Annotated in this window: 12 protein-coding genes; 5 read left to right on the forward strand and 7 right to left on the reverse strand. The window is 69.3% G+C overall.

Annotation, left to right across the window (positions count from 1 at the left end; translation table 11 throughout):
* Window positions 1-1,484, reverse strand: a 1,484-nt coding sequence (locus VFU06_02380) for an ABC transporter permease (protein HEU5208234.1), incomplete at its 3' end; no start/stop codon positions are given.
* A 260-nt stretch (window positions 1,485-1,744) separates the two neighbouring features.
* Here VFU06_02380 and VFU06_02385 point away from each other — a divergent pair.
* Genes VFU06_02385 through VFU06_02405 form a run of 5 tightly spaced genes read left to right on the forward strand, consistent with a single transcriptional unit; the run spans window position 1,745 to window position 5,540 of the window.
* Window positions 1,745-2,008, forward strand: a complete 264-nt coding sequence (locus tag VFU06_02385; GenBank protein HEU5208235.1) for a hypothetical protein — start codon at window positions 1,745-1,747, stop codon at window positions 2,006-2,008.
* Window positions 2,005-3,534: a cbb3-type cytochrome c oxidase subunit I gene (locus VFU06_02390; GenBank protein HEU5208236.1), complete on the forward strand. Its 1,530-nt coding sequence runs from the start codon at window positions 2,005-2,007 to the stop codon at window positions 3,532-3,534. Before VFU06_02385 ends, VFU06_02390 begins: the two co-directional genes overlap by 4 nt.
* Entirely contained in the window at window positions 3,531-4,202 is a 672-nt protein-coding gene (locus VFU06_02395; protein HEU5208237.1) for a cbb3-type cytochrome c oxidase subunit II, read from the forward strand. Before VFU06_02390 ends, VFU06_02395 begins: the two co-directional genes overlap by 4 nt.
* Window positions 4,195-4,932 carry a cytochrome c gene (locus VFU06_02400; GenBank protein ID HEU5208238.1) on the forward strand — a complete coding sequence of 246 codons (738 nt, stop codon included), beginning with the start codon at window positions 4,195-4,197 and terminating at the stop codon, window positions 4,930-4,932. Before VFU06_02395 ends, VFU06_02400 begins: the two co-directional genes overlap by 8 nt.
* The gene (locus tag VFU06_02405) at window positions 4,929-5,540 is read left to right on the forward strand and encodes a hypothetical protein (protein HEU5208239.1); all 612 of its coding nucleotides are present in this window, start codon (window positions 4,929-4,931) and stop codon (window positions 5,538-5,540) included. Before VFU06_02400 ends, VFU06_02405 begins: the two co-directional genes overlap by 4 nt.
* 81 nt (window positions 5,541-5,621) lie before the next feature.
* Here VFU06_02405 and VFU06_02410 read toward each other — a convergent pair whose 3' ends face one another.
* The 6 genes from VFU06_02410 to VFU06_02435 all read right to left on the reverse strand — a co-directional run.
* The gene (locus tag VFU06_02410; protein ID HEU5208240.1) at window positions 5,622-6,386 is read right to left on the reverse strand and encodes a LytTR family DNA-binding domain-containing protein; all 765 of its coding nucleotides are present in this window, start codon (window positions 6,384-6,386) and stop codon (window positions 5,622-5,624) included.
* On the reverse strand, window positions 6,368-7,540 hold the full coding sequence (locus tag VFU06_02415) for a histidine kinase (GenBank protein ID HEU5208241.1): 1,173 nt from the start codon (window positions 7,538-7,540) through the stop codon (window positions 6,368-6,370). The genes VFU06_02410 and VFU06_02415 overlap by 19 nt, the downstream gene beginning before the upstream one ends.
* 1 nt (window position 7,541) lies before the next feature.
* Complete coding sequence (locus tag VFU06_02420; protein HEU5208242.1) at window positions 7,542-8,819, reverse strand: acyltransferase family protein; 1,278 nt, start codon at window positions 8,817-8,819, stop codon at window positions 7,542-7,544.
* Window positions 8,820-9,072: 253 nt separating this feature from the next.
* Window positions 9,073-10,017 carry a DUF5996 family protein gene (locus tag VFU06_02425; GenBank protein ID HEU5208243.1) on the reverse strand — a complete coding sequence of 315 codons (945 nt, stop codon included), beginning with the start codon at window positions 10,015-10,017 and terminating at the stop codon, window positions 9,073-9,075.
* 67 nt (window positions 10,018-10,084) lie between these two features.
* The gene (locus VFU06_02430) at window positions 10,085-11,740 is read right to left on the reverse strand and encodes a glycine betaine ABC transporter substrate-binding protein (GenBank protein HEU5208244.1); all 1,656 of its coding nucleotides are present in this window, start codon (window positions 11,738-11,740) and stop codon (window positions 10,085-10,087) included.
* Window positions 11,737-12,496, reverse strand: a 760-nt coding sequence (locus tag VFU06_02435; protein HEU5208245.1) for an ATP-binding cassette domain-containing protein, incomplete at its 5' end; no start/stop codon positions are given. The genes VFU06_02435 and VFU06_02430, both read right to left, overlap by 4 nt.

Genomic DNA, 12,496 nt, shown 5'->3' on the forward strand with positions numbered 1-12,496 from the left:
TTGTTGACGAGTGACGCCGAGTGCACGCCCGGCACCGCCTCGATGGCGGGCAGCACCTCGTCGTAGAAGGACTGCACACCAGTGGCACCCTCGTAACGCTGTGGTGACGGCGAGAGTGTGAACGACACGACGCCGCCGGTCTGCAGACCGATATCGACGCGTTGCAGCTCGGCGAAGCTGCGCACGAGCAGTGCAGCGCCCGCGACGAGTACGAGCGCGAGTGCGTACTGACTCACGACGAGGGCGGAGCGCAGACGGTCGCGTGCGCCGACGTCGCCTCGGACGCTGCCGCCGAGCACACCGCCCGGCTCGCGTCGCGCCACCTGCCACGCCGGCGCGGCGCCGAAGAGCAGCCCGGCGACGACTGCCACCGTGCCGGTGAACGCGAGTGCAACACCGTCGAGCCGGATCTCGTCGGCGCGCGGCAGGTCGGCGGGCGCCGCAGCCATGAGCAGATCGAGGGTCCACGCGGCCACACCGATGCCCGCGAGCGCACCGACGAAGGCCAGCACCAGGCTTTCGGTCATCACCTGCCGCAGCAGGCGCAGGCGCCCGGCACCGAGCGCGACGCGCACGGCCATTTCCCGCCGGCGCGCCGTCGAGCGCGCGAGCAGCACGTTCGCGACGTTCGCGCATGCGATCAGCAGCACCACGCCCACGGCGCTGAGCAGCAGGATCAGAACGGCGCGGGTATCACCCACGACGCTGTCGCGGAGCGGCTCGATGTAGATGCCCATGCCGTCGTTCGCCTGCGGGTACTCCGCCTCGAGCTGCGCCGCGATCGCGCTCATCTCGCGCTGCGCATCCTCCACGCTCACGCCGTCGCGCAGCCGGCCGAGCACCGGCAGGAACAGCGCACCGCGCGCCTCGAGGAGTTCCTGTCGCGCAGGGTTCTGCTCCAGTGGCATGTAGAGCCGTGCATCGCCGATGCCTTCGGGAAGCACGCCCACGATCTCGTAGGTGGCGCCGTCCGTCTCGAGTGTGCTGCCGATCACCGGGCCGCCGCCGAACCGGCTCATCCACAGCTCATGGCTGAGCACTGTAACGGGCGCGGTGCCCGCCATGTGGTCTTCCGGTCTCAGCAGGCGCCCGTGCAGCGGTGCCACACCGAGCACACGGAAATAGTCCTCCGTCACCTCGGCACCAGTCACTTCCTCCGCGCCGGTGCGCCCGAGCAGCGTGACGCGACGTCCGGAAACGCCCGCGAGCGCATCGAATGTGCGCGAGCGCTCGCGCCAGTCGCGGAAGTTCGGGTACGACGTGATGTCGCGCTCGATGTCCTGGCGCGGATTGCTGAGCCACACCTGCATGAGCTGCTCCGGCGCAGCGTACGGCAGCGGGCGCAGCAGAATGCCGTAGACGATGCTGAAGACGGCGGTATTGATGCCGATGCCGAGGGCGAGTGTCAGGATCACGGCACCGCTCGTGAGGCGGTTGCGGGCGATCGTCCGGAAGGCATAGGCGACGTCGGCGCCGAGACTCATGGCATTCTCCTGGTTGGGAGTCGGAGCGGTGGCAGGCAGACCGCAGGCCAGCGCGGCGGCGAACGCGAAGCGTTCTGGTGACAACGACTTGCGCATCTCGCGCTCAGGCCGCCGTGCGCGCAACGGACCGGTTCCGGGACGAGCCGGACGCAGAATCGAGAATCGCTCGATGTCGCTTTCTACCCGACATTGACTGACGCTTGCGGGTGCAGTGATACTGCTGGCTGAAGGACGACGCCCCGAGCTGACAGGAGAACGCCATGTTACCCACGTCCCTGGTGGTGGCCATCGCCACAGTCGCCATGACGCTGATTCCTGCGCTGCTTCTGCTGTGGGCATGGCGTCGAGGATTGTTCCGCGACCTCGACGCACAGAGTCGCGTCATCTTCGATGAACGGGACTGGCGGGTCGAGCGACCGTGGGAGTCGGAGCAGGACCGGCTGGCGCGCGTGGTGGCGTTCGGACCTGCCGAGCCGGCGCGGCCCGGTGAGTGGGGTGGTGCCGAGCGCGGGGGTGCTGCATGAGCCGCCCGGAGCCGGAGCTCGGCACAGCAGCAGAGTACGGGCGACTGACCGGACGTGAAGTGGACGCGGTCGCCGCATCGCGTGGCCTGGTGCCCGACGACCTCGAGGTACGTCTGCGCGCGGATGCGTCGAGTCGCAATGCGGTGCTCGCACTGTTCGCCGTGGGCATCGGCTGGCTGCTCATCGGATCGATCTTCGGAGAGATCGCGAGCATCAAGCTGCACTCGCCCGAGTTCCTGACGAATCACGCGTGGCTCACGTTCGGACGGGTGCGCACGGCACACCTGCACGCGGTCAACTACGGATGGGCCACGGCCGCGCTCATCGGGATGTCGCTGTGGCTCATGCCGCGACTGGTGCATTCCGAGCTCAGAGACGGCCGGTATGCGATTCTCGGCGCGGTGCTGTTCACGATCGGCATTGCCATCGGCATTGTTGCCGTTCTGGCCGGCTACAGTGATGGCATGGAGTGGCTCGAAGCGCCGCGCTGGGTCGCAGGACCGTTCCTGGTGGTCGGTGGCGGGCTGATCGGATTCTCGCTGTTCCGGACGGTGCTGGCGCGGAAGTCGGAGCACCTGTACGTGAGTGTCTGGTACATTCTCGGTGCGTTCATCTGGTTCCCCATGCTGTACCTCGTCGGGAAGTGGCCGACCTACACGGGCGTCGAGAGCGCGGCTGCGAACTGGTTCTTTGCCCACAACGTGCTCGGCTTCTGGCTCACCGCGATGAGCCTGGGTGGCGCGTACTACTTCATCCCGAAGGTGCTCGGCCGGCCGGTCTACAGCTATCAGCTCTCCGTGGTCGGCTTCTGGTCGCTGGTCATGTTCTACTCGCTCAATGGCATGCACCATCTCGTGGGCGGTCCGCTGCCGACGTGGATGATCACGACGTCGATCGTGGCCAGCGTCTTCATGTTCATTCCGGTCGTGGCGACGGCGATCAACCTTCACATGACCGTTGTCGGCCGCTTCGGTGCGCTGCGTTACAGTCCGACGCTGCGCTTCGTGGTGATCGGCTCCCTGTCGTACACGGCGGTATCGCTGCAAGGGTCCTTCACCGCATTGCGTGAAGTGAACCGTGTCACGCACTTCACGCACTGGACGGTCGCGCACTCTCATGTCGGTGGCTACGCATTCGTCACCTTTCTCGCGTTCGGCGCGATCTACTACATCGTGCCGCGGCTCGTAGGCCGCGAATGGCCGAGCGAGCGTCTGATCCGCTGGCACTTCAACCTGGTGCTGGGGGGAATCGCGCTCTACGTCGTCGCGCTGTCGTGGGCCGGCGTTCTGCAGGGGCTGGCACTGCTCGATCCTGCGACGCCGTTCGCAGAATCGGTGCGGGTAACGCTGCCCGGCCTGTGGGGCCGCACACTGGCCGGCCTGATCCTGACCGCCGGTCACGTCGTATTCGCGTACCATTTCTGGCTCATGGTCCGCAAACCCGGGGTGGCCACTCGCACGCGGCCGCCGCTGCATGAGGTCAGGCCAGTGCTCTATACCGCCGAGGCGGAAGCGGGGCGCCGATGAGCAGGCATGGCGACTACATGGCCCGCGCCGCCCTCGTGGCGCTCGGCGCGTTCGCGATCATGGCGAGCGCCATCACGATCCTGGTCGTGATCCCGAAGATCATGCTGCGGGAAGTGAGGGCGATGCCGGAGCTGGCGCCGTACACGGACGAGCAGCTCCGTGGGCGGGAGGTGTACATCGCGAACGGCTGTCTGTACTGCCACTCGCAGCAGATTCGCGATCCCGCCTTCACGACGGACGTCGATCGCGGCTGGGGCAGCCGGCCCACGGTGCCCGAAGACTACGTCTATGACCGGCCGCATCTGCTGGGCACGATGCGCACGGGTCCGGACCTGATCAACGTCGGTCAGCGCCTCCCCAGCGAGGACTGGCACCTCATTCACCTCTACGACCCGCGCGCGGTCGTCGAATGGTCCACGATGCCGGCGTTCCCGTTCCTGTTCGAGGAGCGGAGGCCGGAGGATGTCGGCCCCGAGGACAGGGTCGTGCCGCTGACCGGACCGCGCGCGCCCGAGGGCGTCGTCATCGTCGCGAAACCCGAGGCGCTGGCCCTCACCGCATACCTGATCTCGCTCAACCGGCAGTACCCGGTGGCGGATTCGTTGCGCGCCCAGGACCAGATGCTCGGTGGTGACGGACACAGTGGTGCGGGAGGTTCGCATGACTGACGTGCAGGGGCCGCGGCGGGAGGATCCGGTGCCCGAGGCCGGCCACACCTATGATCTCCAGCCTGACGTCGAGCGCCTCCACCGGGCGATCTACCGGGAGCCGCGAGACCCGATCGAGGGGCGGGAGCGCGTACCGTGGTTCTTCACTGCAGCAGTCGCACTGGCCCTCTTCTGGGGTGGCTGGTACCTCGGTCGTCACGGCGGCGAGTTCGGACTGGCCACGCATATTGCACTGAGCGGCCGCGACGTCGGAACCGCCGCGAGCGTCAGCGCACAGACGACGGCTGCGGTAGCCGATCCGGTCGCTGCCGGTGAGCGCGTTTACTCCAACAACTGTACGAGTTGTCATCAGGCGTCGGCGCAGGGGATACCGGGCGCGTTCCCGCCCCTCGTCGCATCCGAGTGGGTGACTGGCTCTCCGCAAACCCTGACGCGTATCCTCCTGCACGGACTGCAGGGTCCGATCGAAGTGGCAGGCCAGGCCTACAATGGAGCAATGCCTGCGTGGAAGGATCTGCTCAAGGACGAGGAGATCGCTGCCGTCGCGACGTATCTGCGCCAGCTCGGCTCCAACGCGGCACCGCCTGTCACGGTCGAGGAAGTGTCGGCGCTGCGAGCAAGCCATGCCGACCGCACCGCGATGTGGACTGCCGATGAGCTGATGCAGGCAGAAGCGGGTGCCGCGGCGGAGGGCGATTCAACGCAAGCCACGCGCGGAGGTGCGCAATGACGACACCGGCAGACCCGCACGACGTGGGCGGCGAGGGCCGGGCGGCGACGCATGGCCAGGCGCAGGCAGCCGCGGCGGCCAGTGGTCAGCGGTTGCGCGAACCGCTCACCGTGACCGCTCTGTTCGACGACCGGGTGGCCGTGACCGGCGCAGTGGATGCCCTGTACTCTGCCGGCACCCCGCGCGACCTCGTCGAAGTGGTCGTGTCCCGCGCTGCGGCCGAAACGCATTACGCGGACGCTGCCTCAGGAGTCCGTCGGCCGGGGCGCGAGACGTTCCGCTACGCGGGGATCGGCGGCCTCGTCGGCTTCATCGTCGGCGTCGCCATCGGCCTGATCACGGTGGCCATGCCCGGAATCGAGGATCCCGGTGGTATGGCGCTGGTCCAGGTGTTCGGCCCCAACATGGCCACGGTCGTGGGCGCTGCGCTCGGTGCGGTCATCGGATTCTTCCGGCGCCAGCGTCCGAACCCTCGTCACGCGCGCGCTGCGGAGGAGAGCGGTTCGATCGTGCTCGCCGTGGCGACACGAAGTCATGAAGAGGCGCGGGTGCTGGGAGAGATCATGGCGGCGAACGGAGGAAGAAGCGTTCACGTGCAGGACGCGTAACGCCGTCAGACGACCGCCAGCTCAGTCGCGCGGCTGCGGCGACGCACAACCGTCCGAGGGCCGGTGCAGTGCTGGGCCTGCCTACGGCGCCAGCTCCGGCAGTCGATCGCGATAGCGGCGTGACAGCATGAGCTCACGGCCGTCGTGCAGGATGATGCGCCAGTCGCCGTGTGACCACGGCTGCAGCTCCCGGATCGCTTCCAGGTTGACGATGTGCGAGCGGTGCACGCGCACGAACCGGTCGGCGTCGAGCCGCTCCTCGAGTGAGGCCAGCGTGCCGCGCACGAGGTAGCTCTCGGCGCCGACGTGCAGGCGCACGTAGTTCTCTTCCGCCTGGATCCATGTCACGTCATCGAGCCGCACCAGTCGCGCGGCGCCCGTCGCCGTTCGGACCAGCAGGCGTATGAGCGGGCGCCGTGTAGCCTGCGCCTGGCGCACCGCCTGTCGGATGCGATCACTGCGCTCCGCACCGCCGGCAGCACGCACCCGCTGGCGAACCCGCTCCAGTGCCTGCCGGAGCCGGGCCGCCTCGAACGGCTTCAGCAGGTAATCGACGGCGTGCACCTCGAAGGCGCGCACGGCGTACTCGTCGAACGCCGTCGCAAACACGATCTCCGGCAGTACCTCGCCCGCGAGTGCGTCAACGACCTGGAAGCCGTCCAGCCCCGGCATCTGCACATCCAGGAATGCGACGTCCGGGCGCAGCTCCGCGATGCACTCGACCGCCTCCGCTCCCGATGACGCCTCGCCGACGAGCTCCACGTCCGGCTCCGCATCGAGCAGGCGCCGCATCTTGGCCAGCGCGGGCGGCTCGTCGTCGGCGATGACTACGCGTATGACGTCCACTGCGTCTCCCGTTCTACCGTGGGGGCGGCCTGCTCGCGGAAGGGCATGCGCACCTCCGCTACGGTTCCGCCCTGGTCACCGGGCAGCAGCCGGAGCCGTGCGTCCGTGCCGTACAGCGCGTTGAGCCGCGCCGTCGTGTTGCCCAGGCCGACACCGGTGCCGGCATCGCTGGACCTGATCGGTCCGGGTCCGTTGTCGCACACACGAAGCACGAGCTCGTTGCCGTCGCGCAGCACCTGCACCGTGATCCGGGCCTGCGCAGGCGGTTCGGGCATGCCATGCGTCGCCGCGTTTTCCACGAGCGGCTGGAGCAGCAGCGCGGGTACGAGCGCGTGCTCCGTTCCCGGCTGCACGTCGATGTCTGCACTGAGGCGCGGGCCCATGCGCGCCTGCATCAGCTCGAGATACATGCGCGTGGCTCCCAGCTCCGCGTCCAGTGCGACCTGCGCTGCCGACGACGCGCCCAGGCTCCAGCGCAGCAGGTCGGACAGCAGCCGGATCATGCGGTCGGCGCGCTCCACGTCGTCGTACATCACCGACGAGATCGCGTTCAGCGCATTGAACAGGAAGTGCGGGCGAAGCTGCGCGTGCAGCGCGTTGAGCTCCGCACGCGCGAGCGATGCTTCTACACGGCTCAGCCGCAGCTCCCCGGCACGCGCGGCCTCGTGTCGATCGAACAGCGTGGTCATCACCAGGATCAGGCCGAAGATGATCGCCTGCTTCGGCAGCTCCATGAAGTACCGCAGCGGCATCGCACCGTAGTCGTACGCCCCGAGCCCGAGCAGCGGCGAAAGCAGTGACCGCGAGCCCCACATCCACGTGGTCGAAAGCACGGCGAACGCGAGCATCCCGGCCAGATGAAGCGGCAGCCACCGCCACCAGCGCGGCCCGCGCAGCGGCCAGCGCCGTGCGGCACCAATGACCAGCGGCGCCAGCAGCACAGCGCCGAGCGCACCCGTAATCTCCTCCAGCAACGGATACGCGAACGGGCGGGTGCCGCCGGACAGCACGATATCCAGGTGCTTGTAGGTCGCGGACAGCAGCGCGAACACGGCCGCGCCCGCCGCGAGCCAGGCGGCATTCGCTCGCCACGACATCGCCGGAAACGGCTTCAGCATCGCAGCACCTTCCACCGGGATCGCGTCGTCTGCCACCTCAGTCCGCGCCTGCAAAGGACGGGGTCGCGACACGGGCGGGTTCGGCCGCTGGCGCGCTCACGTGCGCGCCTGCACTGGCCGTCCGCATCGCCGGCTTCATCCCGAACAGAAAGCGTGTGAGCGCGTACGGCCGCACGAACAGCTCGTAGATCGTCAGCGTGAGCGCGAGCGACAGCGTGCTGGTGAACAGGAACTTGGCCAGGATGCTCTCCGCCGTCTGCACCACGTAGAAGCCGATCACCAGGATGACCGTCTGATGAAGGATGTAGAAGGGGTAACTTGCCTCGTTCGCGTAGTCCAGCAGGCGGTTCCGGAACGAGAGATAGCGACGTCCGTAGCCCATGATCGCGAGCACCCAGAACCACGCACTGAGCGCGCCGAAGCCGATGAACGTCACGCCGGGGACGTCGTACTGCCACGCGGGATCCAGATCGTTCCACCGCATGTAATTGATGACGAGCGTCGACAGCACGGCGAGCCGGAGTGATGTCCGACGCAGCGCCTCGATGCTGCGCCAGCCGCCCTCCATGCGGCAGAGCACGAAACCGTACACGAACAGCAGGAAGTAGAACAGGAAGCGCGCCCAGTCATCGATCAGGTTCTGTGGCCCGGGAAAGCGGATGGTGAGCGCACCCAGCACCACTGCCAGCGGAAGGCCGGCGAGGTAGATGCCGGGGCCGGAGCAGAAGCGCTCCAGCCGCTGCCGGGCCCGACGCGAACCGTCTCCTCGCCACCACAGGAAGAACGGCAGTGCCGCCAGCGAGTAGAGCAGCAGGTACGCCACGAACCAGAGATGATGCCAGCTCGTGTTTCCAGCGGGGTACGGCTCCAACCGCAGGACCGTGGGCCAGAACGAAAGGAAGGAGCCGGCGTACTCGCCGCGCCACACCCGCTCCAGGTAGATCTGCGGCGCCACGATCACCAGAATGCCGAACACCACGGGCACCAGGAGACGCCTCAGGCGCTCCAGCAGGTACTGACGCGCCGTGCGCCGACCGAGCGCGTACCCCGTGCCCACACCGGCCACCAGGAACAGCACCGCCATGCGGAAGCGCGACAGGAAGTAGTTGAACTCCAGCAGGAGATTGCTGCGCTCGGCGTTCTGGACATGCCACTCCCACTCCGCCGTGAACAGCATGGCCGTGTGGAAGAAGAGGAGCAGAAAGATCGCGAGCACCCGCAGCCAGTCCAGGTCGTGGCGGCGCTCGGCTCTGGTCGCGGTCACGCTCGCCCTGTCGTCATGGTCGTGCCCGCGCGGGGCCGTGGTCGGGGTCATGATCAGCCTCTGGTCACACGTTCGCTCCCGCCCTCGGGACGGCGGTCCTCGCACCAAGCTCTGCGCGTGGCAGGCTGCGGCGAAGCAGCGCGTGACAGCCGGCGAATGCGGGTGGCGTGCGGGACGGGGCCGGGATGAACGGGCGCGCAAAGGCGCCTCGGCGCGCGAGCACCGAGGCGAAGTCAGCGGCGTTCGTCAGCAGCGTCCGGTTGCGGTGTTCGTCCGCCCGCCGGCCTCTGCAACGATCGGCCGATCAGCGGCCGCCCTCACCCCTCCCGCGCTCCAGCGCCGCGCGGTCCCATCCTCCCAGCTCTGCCGCAGCCTCGTAGGTGCTCTGCAGGAACGCGTACAGCTCGGCGTCCGGATCCGCGGTCGTGCGCACCGCTTCGTACGGGAGGATCCACTCGTGCATGCCGGCATCCCAGTGGCCGGCGGCCGGGCGGACCGGGGCGGCTTCGCAGCCGGGCGGCTCCGGGTAGGCGTACGCGTAGTACGCCGGCTCCGCGATGGTGCCGCCGATGGTGCCGGGCCACCAGCCCGCGCTGATGCACTCGTGGGAGTACGACTCGCGGGTCACGTGGTCGGCGAGGTTGGGCACACCGCCCGGATGGCGCGGCGCGCGTCGGCCGGAAAAGCGCGTGCACGCGAGGTCGAAGCTGCCCCACCAGAAGTGGACCGGGCTGCACTTGCCGAGGAACTCCCCGCGGAAGCGCTGCAGCACACGCGTCGACTGGAGCAGTACGCGCCAGCAGCGATTCGCCGCGTCCGGGTCGTATGCATCGTGTACGTCGTCGGCGTCGAAGCGGATCGCGCCTTCGATCTCGACGGGCATCGGCCACAGGCGCACGTCGACGCCGAGCGAGCGCAGCATCGCGAGGTACTGGTGGTAGAACTCGCGAACGGGGACCGGGGCGAGTGGCATGTCGGCGGCCTCGCCCGTGCTGGTGCGTGCGTGCAGCCGGTGTGCGATGAAGTCGAGCTCGAGGTCGATCGCGCGGTGGTCGTACGGCATGGCCGATGTCGACAGTCCGCGCGGCGTCACGTACAGCGTCGTGTGCCAGTAGTGGTTGACCGGCGCCGCCAGTGCGAGCCGCGTCTTGCCCAGCATCTGTGTCCAGCGATGGACGCTCGCGTACGTCGCCTGCCAGTCGCGCAGCGGGAGCGCGGGCCACGACTCGTGCGCGCTGCCGGCGCTCACGGCCGCCCTGCGCGGAGTGCGCCATCGATGACGCCACGCACTTCACCCGGCCTGCTGCCCTTCGTCGTCATGCTGCCTCCGTTGTGTGATCGCCGCGTCGCGGGCGACGCAGGTGGGCCGGCGCGACGAGCCGCTCGACACCGGCGAGGACGCCGTCGACTACCAGCGCGAGTGCCGCTGCGGGCAGCGCGCCCGACAGCACCATGCGCGTGTCGGCAAGGGCCAGGCCCGCGACGATCGGTTCGCCCAGGCCGCCCGCCCCGATGAACGCCGCGAGCGTGGCCGCGCCGACGGTGAGCACGGCGGCGGTGCGCACGCCGGACATGATGACGGGTGCGGCGAGCGGCAGGCGCACGAAGAGCAGGCGCTGCGCGGGCGTCGTGCCCAGCGCCTCGGCCGCTTCCACGGCGTCGCGGTCCGCCTCGCGGACACCGGTGTAGGTCGCGCGCGCGATCGGGTAGAGCGCGTACAGCCAGAGTGCGACGATGGCGGGCAGCACGCCGACACCGAGCAGCGGCAGCATGAATGCGAGGATGGCGATGCTCGGAATCGTCTCGATCACGCCCAGTGTGCCGAGCGTCACGCCTGCCATGCGCGGAAGCCGTTCCAGCGCGACGCCGAGCGGCACGGCGACGAGCACGGCCGCGCCGAGCGCGAGCGTCACCAGCCAGAGGTGTCGCGCGAGCAGCGGCGCCAGCGTGCCGCGACGCCCCCACAGGTACTGCAGCAGGCCGGCGCGTCCTTCCGTCGACTCTGCGGAAACCCGGGTACCGGGCGCCGTGGCCGTCGTCGTCAGTCCCAGTGCGTCCAGCGCGGCACCGGCGACGACGCGGACGTCGACGCCGTCCACCTCGACCTGCTTGTTGAGTGCGCGCATGGTCGCCACGTCGAGGCGTCCGCTGAGCTGACCGAGGACGGCGACGGCGTCCGGCCGCACCTGCCAGAGCCGCTCGCTCACCAGCGCGGCCGCCTCGTAGGGCGGGAAGAAGCCGCGGTCGTCCTCCAGCGTGACCAGGTCGTAGCGCAGCAGCAGGCCATCGGTGGAGTAGCCATCGATCACGTCCACCGATCCGGCGGCGAGCGCCTGGTACTTGATTGCCGGGGCGAGTGGGCGCACCTCGCGCGGCTGCACGCCGTAGACGCGTTGCAGGCCCGCCAGTCCATCGGCGCGGCCGATGAAGTCGGCCGTGAAGCCCGCGACGAGCTGCGGGCTGGCCCGCCCGAGATCGCTGAGCGTGCGCAGCCCGTAGCGCGCGGCGACATCGCGGCGCACCGCGATCGCGTACGTGTTCTGGAAACCGAGCGGCGCCAGCCAGTGCACGCCGTAGCGCTCGACGAACTCGCGCGCGACGCGGCCGTAGACGGCGCCGGGATCGGCACGCAGCGCTTCGGTGAGCGAATCGCCGAGCACGACGAGCAGCCCCGTGCCCGTGTACTCCGGGTAGACGTCGATCGCTCCGGTACGCAGCGCGCCGAACGCGATCTCGGTGCCGCCGAGCCCCGGCCGCCGCACCACCGCGATGTCATTCGCCTCCAGGAGCTGCGCGAACATCTCCGCCAGCAGGTACGACTCGCCGAACGGCTTGGACGCGACCACGACGGGCGTTTCCGGCGCGGCTGCGGCGGGCCTGTCCTGCGCCGTCGCCTGCGCCTGCGCCCCTGTCGCGCACGGCACGGTAGCGCCGAGCACCATCGAGACCAGCAGCGCGTCATGCACGCTCATGATGCCACCGGGCGCAGCAGTGCGCGCTCGAAGAGTGCGGCGACGTAGGCAGTCCCCGGCGCGTCGCGCAGCTCCGCGAAGGTGCCGAGCTGCTCGATGCGGCCGTTCCGCATGACGGCGACAGTGTCGGCGATCAGTCCGGCCTCGGCGAGGTCGTGCGTCACGAACAGCGTCGTCGCCTGGAGCCGGCGGCGCAGCGCGGCAAATGCCGATTGCACGTCCGCGCGCGTGATCGCGTCCAGTGCGCCGAACGGCTCGTCCATGAGCAGGATCGCAGGCTGCGCGGCCAGGGCCCGCGCGATCGCTGCACGCTGTCGCTGTCCGCCCGAGAGTTCGTGCGGAAAGCGGTCGCCGTACTCGGTCACGGGCAGGCCCACCAGCTCGAGCGCCGCGGCAGCAGCGCCCGCGGCATCGGCGCGTCCGAGCAGCGTCGGCACGAGTGCCACGTTGCGCAGCACGTTCCAGTGGGGCAGCAGACCACCGGTCTGCGGCACGTACCCGATGCGGCGGCGCAGGGTCACCACGGGGAAGGCGCTCACCGCCGTGTCGTCGACCAGCACTGCGCCCGTGCGCGGCTCCACCATGCGGTTGAAGCAGCGGAGCAGCGTCGTCTTGCCCGAGCCGCTCTCGCCGACGATGGCCGTGCATTGCCCGGGCTCGATCCGCAGGCTCACACCGTCGAGTGCGAGGACGTCGCCGAACTGCGCAACCACGTCGCGCGCTTCGAGCGACACGGGCCCGTCGAGCGGTGGAGCG

The sequence above is a fragment of the Longimicrobiales bacterium genome, assembly GCA_035764935.1.
In the GTDB taxonomy this organism is placed as follows: Bacteria; Gemmatimonadota; Gemmatimonadetes; order Longimicrobiales; family RSA9; genus DASTYK01.

Coding starts and splice junctions, on each gene's coding strand:
- VFU06_02400 (HEU5208238.1), top strand. CDS start 4,195: ATGACTGACGTGCAGGGGCCGCGGCGGGAGGATCCGGTGCCCGAGGCC.
- VFU06_02385 (HEU5208235.1), top strand. CDS start 1,745: ATGTTACCCACGTCCCTGGTGGTGGCCATCGCCACAGTCGCCATGACG.
- VFU06_02390 (HEU5208236.1), top strand. CDS start 2,005: ATGAGCCGCCCGGAGCCGGAGCTCGGCACAGCAGCAGAGTACGGGCGA.
- VFU06_02430 (HEU5208244.1), bottom strand. CDS start 11,740: ATGAGCGTGCATGACGCGCTGCTGGTCTCGATGGTGCTCGGCGCTACC.
- VFU06_02420 (HEU5208242.1), bottom strand. CDS start 8,819: ATGACCCCGACCACGGCCCCGCGCGGGCACGACCATGACGACAGGGCG.
- VFU06_02405 (HEU5208239.1), top strand. CDS start 4,929: ATGACGACACCGGCAGACCCGCACGACGTGGGCGGCGAGGGCCGGGCG.
- VFU06_02395 (HEU5208237.1), top strand. CDS start 3,531: ATGAGCAGGCATGGCGACTACATGGCCCGCGCCGCCCTCGTGGCGCTC.